This is a genomic window from Streptomyces sp. NBC_00259, assembly GCF_036181745.1.
Classification (GTDB): domain Bacteria; phylum Actinomycetota; class Actinomycetes; order Streptomycetales; family Streptomycetaceae; genus Streptomyces; species Streptomyces pratisoli.
Map to the genome: position 1 here is coordinate 1,642,965 of NZ_CP108080.1, position 17,119 is coordinate 1,660,083.

The 17,119-nt window shown below is 66.0% G+C and carries 12 protein-coding genes, 3 rRNA genes and 1 pseudogene; 5 read left to right on the forward strand and 11 right to left on the reverse strand.

From position 1 onward, the window contains the following. Positions 1–82 precede the first annotated feature (82 nt). Positions 83–1,363, forward strand: coding sequence for a DUF1015 domain-containing protein (locus OG766_RS07350; protein WP_266375223.1), 1,281 nt, complete (start codon positions 83–85; stop codon positions 1,361–1,363). Between the two features lie 83 nt (positions 1,364–1,446). Here OG766_RS07350 and OG766_RS07355 read toward each other — a convergent pair whose 3' ends face one another. The 6 genes and pseudogenes from OG766_RS07355 to OG766_RS07380 all read right to left on the reverse strand — a co-directional run bounded on the left by OG766_RS07355 (position 1,447) and on the right by OG766_RS07380 (position 10,010). After that, positions 1,447–2,277, reverse strand: coding sequence for a hypothetical protein (locus OG766_RS07355; RefSeq protein ID WP_443045597.1), 831 nt, complete (start codon positions 2,275–2,277; stop codon positions 1,447–1,449). A gap of 39 nt (positions 2,278–2,316) precedes the next feature. Next, positions 2,317–2,919, reverse strand: a pseudogene (locus OG766_RS36720) (hypothetical protein); the annotation flags it as partial. Between the two features lie 697 nt (positions 2,920–3,616). Beyond that, positions 3,617–3,733 (reverse strand): 5S ribosomal RNA (gene rrf, locus OG766_RS07365). Between the two features lie 110 nt (positions 3,734–3,843). Further along, a 23S ribosomal RNA gene (locus OG766_RS07370) occupies positions 3,844–6,968 on the reverse strand. 309 nt (positions 6,969–7,277) lie between these two features. Beyond that, positions 7,278–8,803, reverse strand: a 16S ribosomal RNA gene (locus OG766_RS07375). Together the 16S, 23S and 5S rRNA genes form the textbook arrangement of a ribosomal RNA operon. A 556-nt stretch (positions 8,804–9,359) precedes the next feature. After that, positions 9,360–10,010, reverse strand: coding sequence for a DNA-3-methyladenine glycosylase (locus OG766_RS07380; protein ID WP_266375220.1), 651 nt, complete (start codon positions 10,008–10,010; stop codon positions 9,360–9,362). A gap of 88 nt (positions 10,011–10,098) precedes the next feature. Between OG766_RS07380 and OG766_RS07385 the strand changes: the two genes are divergently transcribed. The 3 genes from OG766_RS07385 (at position 10,099) to OG766_RS07395 (ending at position 12,180) form a co-directional block, all read left to right on the forward strand. Further along, a complete protein-coding gene (locus tag OG766_RS07385; protein ID WP_266375218.1) occupies positions 10,099–10,881 on the forward strand; it encodes a sporulation protein in 783 nt (260 codons plus the stop codon). Positions 10,882–10,942: 61 nt separating this feature from the next. Next, positions 10,943–11,476, forward strand: coding sequence for a YbhB/YbcL family Raf kinase inhibitor-like protein (locus tag OG766_RS07390; RefSeq protein ID WP_266375216.1), 534 nt, complete (start codon positions 10,943–10,945; stop codon positions 11,474–11,476). Positions 11,477–11,649: 173 nt separating this feature from the next. Further along, positions 11,650–12,180, forward strand: a complete 531-nt coding sequence (locus OG766_RS07395) for an HNH endonuclease (RefSeq protein ID WP_266375214.1) — start codon at positions 11,650–11,652, stop codon at positions 12,178–12,180. 60 nt (positions 12,181–12,240) lie between these two features. On the opposite strand, the gene OG766_RS07400 is transcribed toward OG766_RS07395, so the two are convergent. The 4 genes from OG766_RS07400 to OG766_RS07415 all read right to left on the reverse strand — a co-directional run bounded on the left by OG766_RS07400 (position 12,241) and on the right by OG766_RS07415 (position 15,538). Continuing rightward, on the reverse strand, positions 12,241–13,017 hold the full coding sequence (locus OG766_RS07400; RefSeq protein ID WP_423247014.1) for a sulfite exporter TauE/SafE family protein: 777 nt from the start codon (positions 13,015–13,017) through the stop codon (positions 12,241–12,243). Between the two features lie 81 nt (positions 13,018–13,098). Then, the gene (locus OG766_RS07405; RefSeq protein WP_266375210.1) at positions 13,099–14,088 is read right to left on the reverse strand and encodes an SPFH domain-containing protein; all 990 of its coding nucleotides are present in this window, start codon (positions 14,086–14,088) and stop codon (positions 13,099–13,101) included. 138 nt (positions 14,089–14,226) lie between these two features. Then, positions 14,227–14,655, reverse strand: coding sequence for an NfeD family protein (locus OG766_RS07410; RefSeq protein WP_266375208.1), 429 nt, complete (start codon positions 14,653–14,655; stop codon positions 14,227–14,229). Positions 14,656–14,746: 91 nt separating this feature from the next. Then, positions 14,747–15,538, reverse strand: coding sequence for an ABC transporter ATP-binding protein (locus tag OG766_RS07415; RefSeq protein WP_266375206.1), 792 nt, complete (start codon positions 15,536–15,538; stop codon positions 14,747–14,749). A gap of 130 nt (positions 15,539–15,668) precedes the next feature. Between OG766_RS07415 and OG766_RS07420 the strand changes: the two genes are divergently transcribed. Then, positions 15,669–16,466, forward strand: coding sequence for a hypothetical protein (locus tag OG766_RS07420; RefSeq protein WP_328724839.1), 798 nt, complete (start codon positions 15,669–15,671; stop codon positions 16,464–16,466). Between the two features lie 337 nt (positions 16,467–16,803). On the opposite strand, the gene OG766_RS07425 is transcribed toward OG766_RS07420, so the two are convergent. Further along, a complete protein-coding gene (locus OG766_RS07425; protein WP_266375202.1) occupies positions 16,804–17,046 on the reverse strand; it encodes a chaplin in 243 nt (80 codons plus the stop codon). Positions 17,047–17,119: the final 73 nt, after the last annotated feature.

The window sequence follows — 17,119 nt, forward strand, 5'->3', positions numbered from 1 at the left end:
TCCGTGGCTCATACCGATCGCCGCGCACTCCCCCGGTCTCCCCCGATCATCGCGCATCGTCACGGCCACATACGATGCATCAATGAACACGCGAGGTGACAGGGCCACCGACGGTCTGCACATGCTCCCGTTCCGCGGACTGCGCTACGTCCCCGAGCGGGTCGGCAGTCTTGCCGCCGTGACCTCGCCGCCGTACGACGTCGTCGTACGGCCCGACGGGCTGCACCATCTGGAGTCCGCGGACCCGTACAACATCGTCCGGCTGATCCTCCCCCAGGCGGCCACGGCCACGGCCCGCCACGAGCAGGCCGCCGAGACCCTGGACCGCTGGCTGGCCGAAGGCGTCCTCGCCCCCGACCCCGAGCCCGCGCTGTACGTGTACGAGCAGCGCAAGGGCGGCATCCTGCAGCGCGGCATCATCGGCGCCCTGGCGCTGTCCTCCCCCGAAGAGGGCATCGTTCTCCCCCACGAGGACGTGATGCCGCATGTGGTCGCCGACCGCACGGACCTGATGCGCACCACCGGGGCCAATCTCGAACCGCTGCTGTTCACCTACCGCAGCGACGGACCGGCGAACGGGGCCAGCGCGGTCATCGACCGTGTGATCCAGGAACGGCCGCTGCTGGCGACGACGACGGAGGACGGCTTCAGCCACCGCCTCTGGTCGGTCACGGATCCCGTCGACCTGGCGGAGATCGCCACCGACCTCACCCGTCAGCAGGCGCTCATCGCCGACGGCCACCACCGCTGGGCCACCTACCTCAGGCTGCGCGACGAGAGGCCGGAGCCGGGCGCGTGGAGCTACGGCCTGGTTCTGCTGATCGACACGGCCCGCTATCCGCTCCAGGTCCGCGCGATCCACCGGCTGCTGAACCGGCTGCCGGTCGCGGACGCGCTCACCGCCCTCGACGGGCTCTTCCGTATCCGCGAGATCGACGGCCCGCTCCCGGACGCCCTCCGTGCGCTGGCCGAGGCCACGGACGAGGGCAACGCGTATCTGCTCGCCGGAGACGGCCGGTTCCACCTCGTCGACCGCCCGGACGCCGCCCTGCTGGCGCGTACCGTACCGGCCGACCGTCCGGACGCCTGGCGGCGCCTCGACGCGACCGTCCTGCACGCCACCCTCCTCGACCACATCTGGCGTATCCCGGACTCGCCCGAGGAGATCACCTACATCCACGACACCGAGGCCGCGGTCGTCCAGGCCGAACGCCGCGGTGGCACGGCCGTACTGATGCATCCGGTACGGGAGGACGTCGTCCGGGACCTCGCCCGGCAGGGGGTCACGATGCCTCGGAAGTCGACGTCGTTCGGCCCGAAGCCGGCGACGGGCCTGGTGCTGCGCAGCCTGAACGTCGACTGAGCGGAGACGACGAAGGCCCGGCCTCCACGAGTTCGTACTCGTGGGGGCCGGGCCTTCTTGCTCACCTGTACGGCGCAGCCGGGTCAGGACTTGTCGTCGTCCTCGTCCTCGTCGTCGTCCGTGGCGTCCTCGTCGTCGTCCGCATCCTCGGCGTCATGGTCCTGGCCGTCGCTCAGGTCCTCGACCTCGCCGGCGGTGTCGGCGGTGTCGGGCTCATCGGGGGTGTCGGCCTCGTCGGACATCGCGTCGACGAAGTCCACGCCGTCCAGCTCCGCGAGCCGGTCGGAGGCATCAGTCGCGCCGTCCTTGTCCGCCTCGACGGCCTTCGCGAACCACTCGCGCGCCTCGCCCTCACGACCGGCCGCCAGCAGCGCATCCGCGTACGCGTACCGCAGCCGCGCGGTCCACGGCTGTACGGAGTTCGACGCCAGCTCCGGGCTCTGCAGGGTCACGATCGCGGCTTCGAGCTGATCCATGTCACGGCGGGCGCCGGCGGCGACGAGACGCATCTCGACCTGTCCCGCCTTGTCGAGCTTCTGCACCTCCGCCTCGCCGGCCATCGCCAGGGCGCGCTCGGGCCGGCCGAGCCCACGCTCGCAGTCGGCCATCACGGGCCAGAGTTCGAGGCTCCCCGTCATGCGGCGCGCGGCACGGAACTCCGCCAGCGCCTCCGAGTACTTCTGCGTCGCGTACGCGGCGAAGCCGGCGGCCTCGCGCACGGCGGCGACACGGGACGCGAGACGCAGCGCCACACGGGAGTACGCGTACGCCTGCTCCGGGTCCTCGTCGATCAGCCGCGCGACCATGACGAGGTTCCTGGCGACGTCCTCGGCGAGTGTCTTGGGCAGGCTCTGGAGCTCCTGCCGGACGTCCTTGTCGATCTCCTCACCGGTGACGTCCTCGGGGATCGGCAGCCGCTTGATCGGCTCCCTGTCACGATCCCGACCGCGGTCCCGGTCCCGGTCGTCACGACGGCCGTAGCCACCACGGTCGTCGCGTCCGCGGTCGTCACGTCCGCGGTAGCCACCGCGCGCCCGGTCGTCCCGCCGGTCGTCACGGCGGAAGCCGCCACGGTCGTCATCACGACGAGGCCCGCGATCGTCACGACGGTCATCGCGACGGAAACCACCGCGGTCGTCGTCCCGACGAGGCCCACGCGACTGATCGTCGCGGCGGAAGCCACCACGATCGTCACGGCGGTCATCGCGGCGCGGAGCACGGTCATCACGACGGCCGTACGTGCCACGGTCATCGCGACGGTCGTCACGGCGGAACCCACCGCGGTCATCGTCCCGACGAGGCCCACGGTCATCACGACGGTCATCGCGACGGAAGCCGCCACGGTCGTCATCACGACGAGGCCCGCGATCGTCACGACGGTCATCGCGACGGAAACCACCGCGGTCGTCATCCCGACGAGGCCCACGCGACTGATCGTCGCGGCGGAAGCCACCACGATCGTCACGGCGGTCGTCACGGCGCGGAGCACGGTCATCACGACGGCCGTACGTGCCACGGTCATCGCGACGGTCGTCACGGCGGAACCCACCGCGGTCGTCATCACGACGCGGCCCACGCGACTGGTCATCGCGGCGGTCGTCGCGACGGAACCCACCGCGGTCGTCATCACGACGCGGCCCACGCGACTGGTCATCGCGGCGGTCGTCACGACGGAACCCACCGCGGTCGTCATCACGACGCGGCCCACGCGACTGGTCATCGCGGCGGTCGTCACGACGGAACCCACCGCGGTCGTCATCACGACGCGGCCCGCGATCGTCACGACGATCGTCCCGGCGCGCATAACCACGGTCGTCCCTCGGGAAGCGTCCGCCATGGCTGTCATCGCGACGGTCATCCCGGCGATCGTCGCGGCGACCGTATCCACGATCGTCACGAGGGAAGGAGCGACCGCGGTCGCGGTCCTGGTCCCGGTCATCGCGTCGGGGTCCACGGTCGTCGCGGCGGAATCCGCCGCCACCGCGGTTGTCGCCGCCACCTCGGTTGTCGCGGCTGTCGTCCCGGCGCGGTCCTCCTCGGTAGCCGCCCCGGTCACCACCACCGTCCCGGCGACGCGGCTCGCGCTCCGGACGATCGTCGGCAGAGTTGGTGGGCATGGGTATGGCTCCTGTCTTCGTGTACCGCAGTCATTCTCGCGCAGCCGGCCAACCGACGCGCTTTGGGGAAAGCAAGGAAAAACAAAAAGGACCCGTGGTCCCAGCTGAACGCTGGGACCACGGGTCCTGAAAGATTGTTCGGCGGCGTCCTACTCTCCCACAGGGTCCCCCCTGCAGTACCATCGGCGCTGAAAGGCTTAGCTTCCGGGTTCGAAATGTAACCGGGCGTTTCCCTAACGCTATGACCACCGAAACCCTATCGGGTTCGAGCGAACAAGCACACTTTTCAATTAAGTAAGTGATTCTGGTTCGACCGGTGCGACTGTTCGCAACCCGGGAACCACACAGTGGACGCGAGCAACTGAGGACAAGCCCTCGGCCTATTAGTACCGGTCAACTCCACCCATTACTGGGCTTCCATATCCGGCCTATCAACCCAGTCGTCTACTGGGAGCCTTACCCTCTCTAGGAGGTGGGAGTCCTCATCTCGAAGCAGGCTTCCCGCTTAGATGCTTTCAGCGGTTATCCCTCCCGAACGTAGCCAACCAGCCATGCCCTTGGCAGGACAACTGGCACACCAGAGGTTCGTCCGTCCCGGTCCTCTCGTACTAGGGACAGCCCTTCTCAAGACTCCTACGCGCACAGCGGATAGGGACCGAACTGTCTCACGACGTTCTAAACCCAGCTCGCGTACCGCTTTAATGGGCGAACAGCCCAACCCTTGGGACCGACTCCAGCCCCAGGATGCGACGAGCCGACATCGAGGTGCCAAACCATCCCGTCGATATGGACTCTTGGGGAAGATCAGCCTGTTATCCCCGGGGTACCTTTTATCCGTTGAGCGACGGCGCTTCCACAAGCCACCGCCGGATCACTAGTCCCGACTTTCGTCCCTGCTCGACCCGTCGGTCTCACAGTCAAGCTCCCTTGTGCACTTACACTCAACACCTGATTACCAACCAGGCTGAGGGAACCTTTGGGCGCCTCCGTTACTCTTTAGGAGGCAACCGCCCCAGTTAAACTACCCATCAGACACTGTCCCTGATCCGGATCACGGACCCAGGTTAGACATCCAGCACGACCAGAGTGGTATTTCAACGACGACTCCACCCATACTGGCGTATGAGTTTCACAGTCTCCCACCTATCCTACACAAGCCGAACCGAACACCAATATCAAACTGTAGTAAAGGTCCCGGGGTCTTTCCGTCCTGCTGCGCGAAACGAGCATCTTTACTCGTAGTGCAATTTCACCGGGCCTATGGTTGAGACAGTCGAGAAGTCGTTACGCCATTCGTGCAGGTCGGAACTTACCCGACAAGGAATTTCGCTACCTTAGGATGGTTATAGTTACCACCGCCGTTTACTGGCGCTTAAGTTCTCAGCTTCGCCCCACCGAAATGGAGCTAACCGGTCCCCTTAACGTTCCAGCACCGGGCAGGCGTCAGTCCGTATACATCGCCTTACGGCTTCGCACGGACCTGTGTTTTTAGTAAACAGTCGCTTCTCGCTGGTCTCTGCGGCCACCCCCAGCTCAGAGTGCAAGACTCATCACCGGACATGGCCCCCCTTCTCCCGAAGTTACGGGGGCATTTTGCCGAGTTCCTTAACCATAGTTCACCCGAACGCCTCGGTATTCTCTACCTGACCACCTGAGTCGGTTTAGGGTACGGGCCGCCATGAAACTCGCTAGAGGCTTTTCTCGACAGCATAGGATCATCCACTTCACCACAATCGGCTCGGCATCAGGTCTCAGACTATGTGCACGACGGATTTGCCTACCGTGCGTCCTACACCCTTACCCCGGGACAACCACCGCCCGGGCTGGACTACCTTCCTGCGTCACCCCATCACTTACCTACTACAGATCTGGACCGGCGGCTCCACCACTCCCCCTCACTCCGAAGAGATCAGGGGCGGCTTCACGGCCTTAGCATCGTCTGATTCGATATTGGGCGTTTCAAAGCGGGTACCGGAATATCAACCGGTTGTCCATCGACTACGCCTGTCGGCCTCGCCTTAGGTCCCGACTTACCCTGGGCAGATCAGCTTGACCCAGGAACCCTTAGTCAATCGGCGCACACGTTTCCCACGTGTGTATCGCTACTCATGCCTGCATTCTCACTCGTGAACCGTCCACAACTCGCTTCCGCGGCTGCTTCACCCGGCACACGACGCTCCCCTACCCATCACAGCGGGCGTTGGCCCTCATGCTGCAATGACACGACTTCGGCGGTACGCTTGAGCCCCGCTACATTGTCGGCGCGGAATCACTTGACCAGTGAGCTATTACGCACTCTTTCAAGGGTGGCTGCTTCTAAGCCAACCTCCTGGTTGTCTCTGCGACTCCACATCCTTTCCCACTTAGCGTACGCTTAGGGGCCTTAGTCGATGCTCTGGGCTGTTTCCCTCTCGACCATGGAGCTTATCCCCCACAGTCTCACTGCCGCGCTCTCACTTACCGGCATTCGGAGTTTGGCTAAGGTCAGTAACCCGGTAGGGCCCATCGCCTATCCAGTGCTCTACCTCCGGCAAGAAACACACGACGCTGCACCTAAATGCATTTCGGGGAGAACCAGCTATCACGGAGTTTGATTGGCCTTTCACCCCTAACCACAGGTCATCCCCCAGGTTTTCAACCCTGGTGGGTTCGGTCCTCCACGAAGTCTTACCTCCGCTTCAACCTGCCCATGGCTAGATCACTCCGCTTCGGGTCTAGAGCGTGCAACTCAATCGCCCTGTTCGGACTCGCTTTCGCTACGGCTTCCCCACACGGGTTAACCTCGCTACACACCGCTAACTCGCAGGCTCATTCTTCAAAAGGCACGCAGTCACGACGCACCGAGCAAGCTCGATGCGCGACGCTCCCACGGCTTGTAGGCACACGGTTTCAGGTACTATTTCACTCCGCTCCCGCGGTACTTTTCACCATTCCCTCACGGTACTATCCGCTATCGGTCACCAGGGAATATTTAGGCTTAGCGGGTGGTCCCGCCAGATTCACACGGGATTTCTCGGGCCCCGTGCTACTTGGGAATAACTCAAACGAGCCGTTGATGTTTCAGCTACGGGGGTCTTACCCTCTACGCCGGACCTTTCGCATGTCCTTCGCCTACATCAACGGTTTCTGACTCGTCTCATCGCCGGCAGACGATGAAAGAGATATCCCACAACCCCGCATGCGCAACCCCTGCCGGGTCTCACACACATACGGTTTGGCCTCATCCGGTTTCGCTCGCCACTACTCCCGGAATCACGGTTGTTTTCTCTTCCTGAGGGTACTGAGATGTTTCACTTCCCCTCGTTCCCTCCACACTGCCTATGTGTTCAGCAGCGGGTGACAGCCCATGACGACTGCCGGGTTTCCCCATTCGGAAACCCCCGGATCAAAGCCTGGTTGACGGCTCCCCGGGGACTATCGTGGCCTCCCACGTCCTTCATCGGTTCCTGGTGCCAAGGCATCCACCGTGCGCCCTTAAAAACTTGGCCACAGATGCTCGCGTCCACTGTGCAGTTCTCAAGCAACGACCAGCCACCCACCACCCCGCCCTTCTAGGACGAGTTCACTGGGGCCGGCATCGCGAAGGGCGAGCTCACGCTCGCACCCTCAGACACCCAACAGCGCGCCCGGCACAACCAGTCGAGACTCTGCGTTCCACGCCGAAGCAGTACTAACAGTCCTCATCCTGATCGTGCCGAATAATCAACGTTCCACCCTTGAGCAAACCACCGTCGGACATTCGCCGACGTAGTGGCTCTGGACCCCCGGGCAAGCCCGGCGGCCTAGAAGCTCCTTAGAAAGGAGGTGATCCAGCCGCACCTTCCGGTACGGCTACCTTGTTACGACTTCGTCCCAATCGCCAGTCCCACCTTCGACAGCTCCCTCCCACAAGGGGTTGGGCCACCGGCTTCGGGTGTTACCGACTTTCGTGACGTGACGGGCGGTGTGTACAAGGCCCGGGAACGTATTCACCGCAGCAATGCTGATCTGCGATTACTAGCAACTCCGACTTCATGGGGTCGAGTTGCAGACCCCAATCCGAACTGAGACCGGCTTTTTGAGATTCGCTCCGCCTCGCGGCATCGCAGCTCTTTGTACCGGCCATTGTAGCACGTGTGCAGCCCAAGACATAAGGGGCATGATGACTTGACGTCGTCCCCACCTTCCTCCGAGTTGACCCCGGCGGTCTCCTGTGAGTCCCCATCACCCCGAAGGGCATGCTGGCAACACAGGACAAGGGTTGCGCTCGTTGCGGGACTTAACCCAACATCTCACGACACGAGCTGACGACAGCCATGCACCACCTGTACACCGACCACAAGGGGGCGACCATCTCTGGCCGTTTCCGGTGTATGTCAAGCCTTGGTAAGGTTCTTCGCGTTGCGTCGAATTAAGCCACATGCTCCGCTGCTTGTGCGGGCCCCCGTCAATTCCTTTGAGTTTTAGCCTTGCGGCCGTACTCCCCAGGCGGGGAACTTAATGCGTTAGCTGCGGCACCGACGACGTGGAATGTCGCCAACACCTAGTTCCCAACGTTTACGGCGTGGACTACCAGGGTATCTAATCCTGTTCGCTCCCCACGCTTTCGCTCCTCAGCGTCAGTAATGGCCCAGAGATCCGCCTTCGCCACCGGTGTTCCTCCTGATATCTGCGCATTTCACCGCTACACCAGGAATTCCGATCTCCCCTACCACACTCTAGCCTGCCCGTATCGAATGCAGACCCGGGGTTAAGCCCCGGGCTTTCACATCCGACGTGACAAGCCGCCTACGAGCTCTTTACGCCCAATAATTCCGGACAACGCTTGCGCCCTACGTATTACCGCGGCTGCTGGCACGTAGTTAGCCGGCGCTTCTTCTGCAGGTACCGTCACTTTCGCTTCTTCCCTGCTGAAAGAGGTTTACAACCCGAAGGCCGTCATCCCTCACGCGGCGTCGCTGCATCAGGCTTTCGCCCATTGTGCAATATTCCCCACTGCTGCCTCCCGTAGGAGTCTGGGCCGTGTCTCAGTCCCAGTGTGGCCGGTCGCCCTCTCAGGCCGGCTACCCGTCGTCGCCTTGGTGGGCCATCACCCCACCAACAAGCTGATAGGCCGCGGGCTCATCCTTCACCGCCGGAGCTTTCAACCCTCTCCCATGCGGAAGAGAGTGGTATCCGGTATTAGACCCCGTTTCCAGGGCTTGTCCCAGAGTGAAGGGCAGATTGCCCACGTGTTACTCACCCGTTCGCCACTAATCCACCCCGAAGGGCTTCATCGTTCGACTTGCATGTGTTAAGCACGCCGCCAGCGTTCGTCCTGAGCCAGGATCAAACTCTCCGTGAATGCTTCCCGGTAATCCGGGCGAACACCACGAGAGCGGTGCGACCAAGAGGAATAGTCCCGGTCGCACACAGCGTCCTCGCTGTGTCGCCTACCCGCCACATGGGCCGGTAGGACTTTTCAAAGGAACCTCATCTCCACGATGGGAGACGGGGTATCAACTAATCTGGCGTTGATTTTTGGCACGCTGTTGAGTTCTCAAGGAACGGACGCTTCCTTCGTACTCACCCGCAGAACATTCTCTGGGGCTTTCCTCCGGGCGCTTCCCTTCGGTGTTTCCAACCTTACCAGATTCCTTTTCCGTTCCGTTCCCGGTTCGGATTTCGTTTCCAGTGGCCGTTGGAGGGCCTTTCGCCTTTCGGCTGCCTTTCGGCGTGTTCACTACGCTAGCCGATTTTCCCGGCGGCTCATAATCGAGCCGATCGAGTTCGAATTTCGGCATGCCGAAATCAAACCCGCCTGGGTTTGTCGTAGGTAGTGGATGGCCGCTTCGGGGGCTGTAGAACAGCAGTCCCTGTTCATGCGGCTCGGGCTACGTTAGGCGTCTCGCTACGCCGAGTCAAGTCGCCCTGCGGCGTGGCGCGTGGGCGCGGTAGGGGCTCACGGTGGGGTCGTCCGCGATCCAGAAGCGCCAGGGGTGGGTCGCGCCGTCACCGCCGACGCCCGTGCGGGGGCCGTTGCGCACCTGGTCAGGAGTGGCAGGCGTGCCCGTCAGGATGGCCAGTGGAGCGGTCTGGCCGTCCTGGGCGTGGCAGACGTCCGCGCCGTCGAGGGTGCGGTCGATGTCGAGGGCCGTGGCCAGGCGGGCCGGGCCTTTGGCCAGTTCCTTGTCGTTGCGGGCCGAAAGTCGACGTTTGAACGCGAGCTCCTGGCCTACTTGGACCTCACCCGAGCGGAGCAGGACTCCGCTCGCCCTGCCCTCAGGACCGCACACCAGGTTGAGGCAGTGCCACATGCCGTAGGTGAAGTAGACGTACGCGTGTCCGGGTGGGCCGAACATGACTCCGTTGCGGGCGGTGCGGCCGCGGAAGGCGTGCGAGCCCGGGTCGACCTCGCCGGCGTAGGCCTCCACCTCGGTGAGCCGGAGTTCGATGGTGCCGAGTTCCGTGTGGCGGACCAGCGTGCGGCCGAGGAGGTCGGGGGCGACGTCGAGGACCGGGCGGTCGAAGAACTCCCGCGGCAGCGGCGTACGGTCGGGGCTCCTGGACATGGCCTCCGAGGGTACCCGTCACCGTCATCAGGGAACCGACTAGCGTCGTCGCGCGTATGTAGGGGTCAGAACCAGGAAGGGATTGAACATGGGCTTCAAGAGGCTGCTCGCGAGCATGGGGGCCGGCGGTGCCTCCGTCGAGACCGAGCTCACCGAGGCGAACGTCGTTCCGGGCGGGGTCGTCCAGGGCGAGGTGCGTATCCAGGGCGGTTCGGTGAACCAGCAGATCGAGGGGCTCTCCGTCGGTCTGCAGGCCCGCGTCGAGGTGGAAGGCGGGGACCAGGAGGTCAAGCAGGACATCGAGTTCACGAAGCAGCGTCTCGGGGGTGCCTTCGAGGTGCAGGCCGGGGCGGTGCACGTGGTGCCGTTCGGGCTGGAGATCCCGTGGGAGACGCCGGTCACGTCGATCGCCGGGCAGCAGCTGCGCGGCATGAACATCGGTGTGACGACGGAGCTGGAGATCGCGCGCGCCCTGGACTCGGGTGACCTGGACCCGATCAACGTGCACCCGCTGCCGGCGCAGCAGGCGGTCCTGGACGCGTTCATCCAGCTGGGCTTCCGCTTCAAGAGCGCGGACATGGAGCGCGGTCACATCCGCGGGACCCGTCAGCGGCTGCCGTTCTACCAGGAGATCGAGTTCTTCCCGCCGCAGCAGTACCGCGGGCTGAACCAGGTGGAGCTCACCTTCATCGCCGACGACCGTGAGATGGACGTCGTGCTGGAGATGGACAAGAAGCCGGGGCTGTTCAGCGAGGGCAGCGACTCGTACCGGGCGTTCAAGGTGGATCTGCACAACTTCCAGACGACCGACTTCGGCGCGTACCTCAACCAGTGGCTCGCTGATGTCGGCGGCCGTCGTAACTGGCTGTAGGGCTCTAGGCTCGGTGCCGTAGGCGCGTAGGCGCAGGACTGCCGGATTCGGAGGTTCAGACGTGACCGAGGCGAAGAGAGCTCCGCTGCCTCATGCTTTCCATCCGCCGGTGCCGTCGTTCACCGTGACGAGCACCGATGTCGAGCCCGGAGCTTTTCTGAAGGACGCCCAGGTCCACTCGGCGGGGAACACCTCGCCGCAGCTGCGGTGGGAGGGCTTCCCGGCGGAGACGAAGAGCTTCGCCGTGACGTGCTTCGATCCGGACGCCCCGACGGGCAGCGGGTTCTGGCACTGGGTGCTGTTCGACATCCCGGCGTCGGTGACGGAGCTGCCGGCGGGTGCGGGCAGCGGGAAGTTCGAGGGGCTGCCCCCGGGTGCCGTCCATGTCCGTAACGACTACGGGTCGAAGGACTTCGGCGGGGCCGCTCCGCCTCCCGGTGACGGTCCGCACCGCTATGTGTTCACCGTGTACGCGGTGGACAGCGAGAAGCTGGGTCCCGGCGACGACGTGTCGCCGGCTGTCGTGGGCTTCAATCTGCGGTTCCACGCCCTGGCGCGTGCCCAGCTGATCGGCGAGTACGAGAACCGCGGGTAGCTTTCCGAGGGTTCGCCTGTTGTTTGCCCGCTCCTGGTCTTGGAGAGATCAGGAGCGGGCATCTTTCGTTGTGCGCGGATATTGCGTTGTCCATCGCGGCGTGCCCGGCCAGAGTTGATCCAAGCCCAGAGCCCGCCACTAGGGCCGGGCCGGCACACGGGAGGTGGGGCACAATGCGGGACACGCTGGTACTGAATGCGAGCTTCGAGCCGCTTTCGACGGTGACACTCAACCGTGCGGTGGTGCTCGTGCTGCAGGACAAGGCCGTGGTCGAGCAGGCCCACCCCGCTCTCCGTGTGCGTGCGGCGGCGGTCGAGCTTCCGGTGCCCCGGGTGATCAGGCTCTGCAGATACGTGCGGGTACCGTTCCGAAGACAGGCGCCGTGGTCGAGACGGGGTGTGCTGGTCCGGGACCAGCACCGGTGCGCGTACTGCGGGAGGCGGGCGACGACCGTGGACCATGTGGTGCCGCGGTCGCGGGGTGGTGCGGACAGCTGGCTGAACACGGTCGCGTCCTGCGCCGAGGACAATCACCGCAAGGCGGACCGTACGCCGGAGCAGGCGGGGATGCCGCTGCTGCACGAGCCGTTCGTACCGACGCCGGCGGACGCGATGCTGCTGGCGCTGCGGGCGGGTGAGCGATCGGCGCTGCCGGAGTGGCTGGCGCAGCACGGCACGGAGTCCGTCGAGCGGTCCGCGGCGTAGGTCCGTACGCGGCTCTGTGAAGGGACAGCCCGCCTCCTTCGGGAGGCGGGCTTTCGTGTGTCAGCGCATCAGGAGTTGGACGATGGCGACCGTGCCGACGACGACGATCGTGGTGCGCAGTACCACTGGGGAGAGTTTGCGGCCGATCTTGGCGCCGATCTGGCCGCCGATGGCGGAGCCCACGGCGATCAGCAGGACGGCGGTCCAGTCGAAGTGGGCGACGAAGAGGAAGAAGATCGCGGCCACGGAGTTGACGATCGCGGCGAGCACGTTCTTCGTGGCGTTGAGGCGCTGCAGGCTGTCGTGGAGCAGCATGCCCATGAGGGAGAGGTAGATGATCCCCTGGGCCGCGGTGAAGTAGCCGCCGTAGACGCTGGCGAGCATCACGGACGTGATGAGGAGCGGTCCGCCGTCGGGGTGCGGGTCCTCGTTGCCCTTGCGCTCGCGGCGGCGCTGGACGGCCGCGGAGATGCGGGGCTGCAGGACCACGAGGACGAGGGCGAGCGCGACGAGTACCGGGACGATGGTCTCGAAGGCCGTCGGGGGCAGCAGGAGCAGCAGCATCGCGCCGCAGAGGCCGCCGATGAGGGCGGCTGTGCCGAGGCGCAGGATGCGCCGGCGCTGGCCGGTGAGTTCGGCGCGGTAGCCGATGGCTCCGCTGATCGATCCCGGTATCAGGCCGAGGCCGTTGGAGACGGTGGCGGTGACCGGTGGGAGGCCGGTGGCGAGCAGGACGGGGAAGGTGATGAGGGTTCCCGAGCCGACGATGGTGTTGATCGTGCCCGCTGCCGTGCCGGCGGCGAAGATCGCGATCGCTTCCCAGACGGACAAGGCCATCTCCTCACATGATCGGTGTGTCGCCTCCCCGCCATGAAGGTCGAAGGGCCGCACCTGATCATGCATGATCGCGTGACGGTGTCAGTCGATCGGGGGCTGCTCGCGTCGTTCCGTGCCGCCGCTCTGGCGGGGGATGTTGCCCCCGTTCCCGCTCGGGTTCGCGTTGCCGTTGCCGCCTCCGTTGTTGCCGGAGAGGGGGCCGCCGAAGCTGCCGATGGCTCCGGAGAGGCCCTTGAGGGCGTCGCCGATCTCGCTGGGCACGATCCAGAGCTTGTTGGCGTCGCCCTCGGCGATCTTCGGGAGCATCTGGAGGTACTGGTACGAGAGGAGCTTCTGGTCGGGGTCGCCGGCGTGGATCGCCTCGAAGACCGTACGGACGGCCTGTGCTTCGCCCTCGGCGCGCAGGGCGGCGGCCTTGGCCTCACCTTCGGCGCGGAGGATGGCGGACTGCTTCTCGCCTTCCGCGGTGAGGATCTGCGACTGGCGGATGCCCTCGGCGGTGAGGATGGCGGCGCGCTTGTCACGGTCGGCGCGCATCTGCTTCTCCATCGAGTCCTGGATGGAGGTCGGGGGCTCGATGGCCTTGAGCTCGACGCGGTTGACGCGGATGCCCCACTTGCCGGTGGCCTCGTCGAGGACGCCGCGCAGGGCCGCGTTGATCTCCTCGCGGGAGGTGAGGGTCCGCTCCAGGTCCATGCCACCGATGATGTTGCGCAAGGTGGTGACGGTGAGCTGTTCGATCGCCTGGATGTAGCTGGCGACTTCGTAGGTCGCGGCGCGGGCGTCGGTCACCTGGTAGTAGATGACGGTGTCGATGTTGACGACGAGGTTGTCCTGGGTGATCACCGGCTGGGGCGGGAACGGGACGACCTGCTCACGGAGGTCGATCCGGTTGCGGATCGAGTCGATGAACGGGACCACGATGTTCAGGCCCGCGTTGAGGGTGCGGGTGTACCGGCCGAAACGCTCGACGATGGCGGCACTGGCCTGGGGGATGACCTGGATCGTCTTGATCAGGGCGATGAAGACCAGCACCACCAGAATGACCAGAACGATGATGATCGATGGCATCGTGCTTCCCGTGCCCTTCGCTGCCGGATGAACTACCGGATGATGTACCGGACGAGTCTGATGATCGAGTTTCCCAGACCGCGGGCGTTCGTGGGTGAGGTTCGGCCACATGGTCATGACGAACTGTCACATGAGATGTCACATCACCACGGCGGTCGCCCCGTCGATCTCGACCACGTCGACCTGCTCCCCGGGCTCGAAGGCCCGTGAGGTGTCGAGCGCACGGGCCGACCAGATCTCTCCGGCGAGTTTGATGCGGCCCCCGTCGCCGTCCACCCGTTCCAGCACGACGGCCTGACGGCCTTTCAGCGCGTCGATTCCGGTGGCCAGTTGGGGGCGCTGCGAGCTGTGGCGGGCGGCGATGGGCCGGACGACCGCGATGAGCGCGACCGACACCGCGGCGAAGACGACCACTTGGCTCACCACGCCGAAGCCGAGGCCCGCGGTGACGGCTCCCGCGACCGCTCCGGCGGAGAGCATCCCGAATTCGGGCATGGCGGTGAGCACGAGCGGGATGCCGAGTCCCACCGCTGCGATGAGCCACCACACCCATGCGTCGATGTCCACATGGGCATCGTAGGACCGCGAACGCCGCCCCGACAGGGCGCGATCAGGAATGCGGCGGCGCGGGGCGGGTGGGCGGTGTGATGGCGGGGCGTCAGGAGAGCGGGAGGCCCTGGGCCGTCCAGCGCTCGCCGTTGCGCTCGACGACGAGCGGCAGGCCGAAGCAGAGGGAGAGGTTGCGGGAGGTGAGCTCGGTCTCCATGGGGCCCGCGGCGAGCACCTTGCCCTGGCGGATCATGAGGACGTGGGTGAAGCCCGGGGCGATCTCCTCGACATGGTGGGTCACCATGATCATGGAGGGGGCGAACTGGTCGCGGGCGAGGCGGCCGAGACGGCGGACCAGGTCCTCGCGGCCGCCGAGGTCGAGCCCGGCGGCGGGCTCGTCGAGGAGCAGCAGCTCGGGGTCGGTCATCATCGCGCGGGCGATGAGGGTGCGCTTGCGCTCGCCCTCGGAGAGGGTGCCGAACTTGCGGTCCAGGTACTCGGACATGCCGAGGCGGTCGAGGAAGGCGCGGGCGCGCTCCTCGTCGACAGCGTCGTAGTCCTCGTGCCAGGTGGCGGTCATTCCGTAGGCGGCGGTGAGGACGGTCTGCAGGACGGTCTGGCGCTTGGGCAGCTTCTCGGCCATGGCGATGCCGGCGACGCCGATACGGGGGCGGAGCTCGAAGACGTCGACCTTGCCGAGCCGGTCGCCGAGGACGGTGGCGGTGCCGGTGGTGGGGAAGAGGTAGCTGGACGCGATGTTGAGGAGGGTGGTCTTGCCGGCGCCGTTGGGGCCGAGGATCACCCAGCGCTCGCCTTCCTTGACCGACCAGGAGACGTCGTCCACCAGAGCGCGTCCGTCGCGGACCACGGATACGTCCACCAGCTCCAGTACATCGCTCATGAGCGCGTTGTCTCCCCATGCAATCGTCTTGAGGTTCTCGGGCCCTGTGCGCCTGTGGGCGCGGCTCCCCAGTAAACCTACGCCACCCGTCACGTGCTCCTGTCCCCGGTCCGGTACCTAGGCTGGGTCCATGCTCTCGGAACCACGTTCAGGACGGCTGGCGGCATGGGGAAATGCCCTTTTGGCCGGATTTGTATCACCAGATGACGCAGTGATCGCGATTGTCGGGGACGACGCGGTGCACCGTGTGGAGGGTCTGCCGGGTGAGACGCGGCCGGTCGGGCTCACGCTGGCGCTGGGGCGGCTGCGCGGGCTCGGAGCGCGTGGCTTCCGGGTCGCGCTGCCCGCCCCGGGGCACCCGCTGGGGCTCAGCGGTCCGCCGGACTTCAACGCGCGGGCGCTGGACGCGGAGGAGGCGGTGGTCTGCCACGGCGCCGCGTACGGGTTGGTGCCCGAGGTGCACGAGGCGGGTCCCGCCGGTGATGTGCATGTCGAGGTCGTCTGGCACTGTCTGCCCGTCCGGGAGGCCCCGCCGGCCGATGTGCCCTCGCTCTCAGAGGCGGAGCGGGAGCTGGCGGAGGGGCTGCGGGAGGCGACCGAGGTGCTGTCGCGGCTCGATGTGGCGGCCTCCGGTCCGGTGGCCCAGGCCGCGGTCGACGCCTTCCGGGCGCGGGCGGAGGCGAGTGCCGGCCATGAGGTGCTGGCGCCCGGGTACCCGCAGCGTGCGGCACGGGTGCTGGAGCTGGCCCAGCGGATCGGGCTGCTGATCTCGCTGGCGTACGAGAACGGGCACGGCGGGGCGATGAGCGCCTCGGAGATGGCGGCGCGGGGCGAGGCGCTCCGGCCCGTGGAGCGCGTCGCACGGCGCGCCCTGGTGGCCGCGTACAACGCGTACGTGGAGGAGCAGGAGCGCGACGGCAGGCGCTGACGCGGGCGTCCGGCTCCACGGAGGCGGTCGCCCGCCGGTCTCGCGCCGGACTCCCGGTGCGCTCGCGCCGGACTCGCGCCGGACTCGCGGTGCACTCGCTCCGGACTCGCGGTGCACTCGCTCCGGACTCCCGGTGCGCTCGCGGCGGACTCACGGCGGGCGACCGCGGGCTCCTGGAACCCGCGGTCGCGGACAGCCCCGAGGCCCGTCCCATGGGCGGCGCGGGAGGCGCCGCGCGGCGGCCGCGCATGCCGACCGGCCGCCGTGACGGCGGCCGGTGTGGCCGTGCTCGCATGCCGGACGGGCTCGGGTCGCCCGCGAACAAGGACCGGCTCGTTCAGCCGTTGATGCCCGCGTTGCCGAAGGCAGGGTTCAGGGCTCCGATGACGTTGACGGTGTTGCCCACGGCGTTGACCGGCACGTGGACCGGCACCTGAATCAGGTTGCCGGAGCCGACGCCCGGGGAGTGCTCGGCGTAGCCGCCGGCGTGCGCGCTGGTGGCGGACGCCATACCGGCACCGGCGGCGACGAGCCCACCGGCGACCATCGAGACGGCAACGGCCTTCTTCAGGTTCTTCACTTCTGGATCCTCCTAGGCATCGCCGCGGCGGACCGCCGCGGCTCGCCATGGACAACGGCCGGAGGACGCGAGG

Excerpts from the sequence above, each read along its gene's own strand:
- OG766_RS07350 (WP_266375223.1), top strand. The coding sequence starts at position 83 with ATGAACACGCGAGGTGACAGGGCCACCGACGGTCTGCACATGCTCCCG.
- OG766_RS07380 (WP_266375220.1), bottom strand. The coding sequence starts at position 10,010 with ATGTCCAGGAGCCCCGACCGTACGCCGCTGCCGCGGGAGTTCTTCGAC.
- OG766_RS07385 (WP_266375218.1), top strand. The coding sequence starts at position 10,099 with ATGGGCTTCAAGAGGCTGCTCGCGAGCATGGGGGCCGGCGGTGCCTCC.
- OG766_RS07395 (WP_266375214.1), top strand. The coding sequence starts at position 11,650 with ATGCGGGACACGCTGGTACTGAATGCGAGCTTCGAGCCGCTTTCGACG.
- OG766_RS07400 (WP_423247014.1), bottom strand. The coding sequence starts at position 13,017 with ATGGCCTTGTCCGTCTGGGAAGCGATCGCGATCTTCGCCGCCGGCACG.
- OG766_RS07405 (WP_266375210.1), bottom strand. The coding sequence starts at position 14,088 with ATGCCATCGATCATCATCGTTCTGGTCATTCTGGTGGTGCTGGTCTTC.
- OG766_RS07415 (WP_266375206.1), bottom strand. The coding sequence starts at position 15,538 with ATGAGCGATGTACTGGAGCTGGTGGACGTATCCGTGGTCCGCGACGGA.
- OG766_RS07420 (WP_328724839.1), top strand. The coding sequence starts at position 15,669 with ATGCTCTCGGAACCACGTTCAGGACGGCTGGCGGCATGGGGAAATGCC.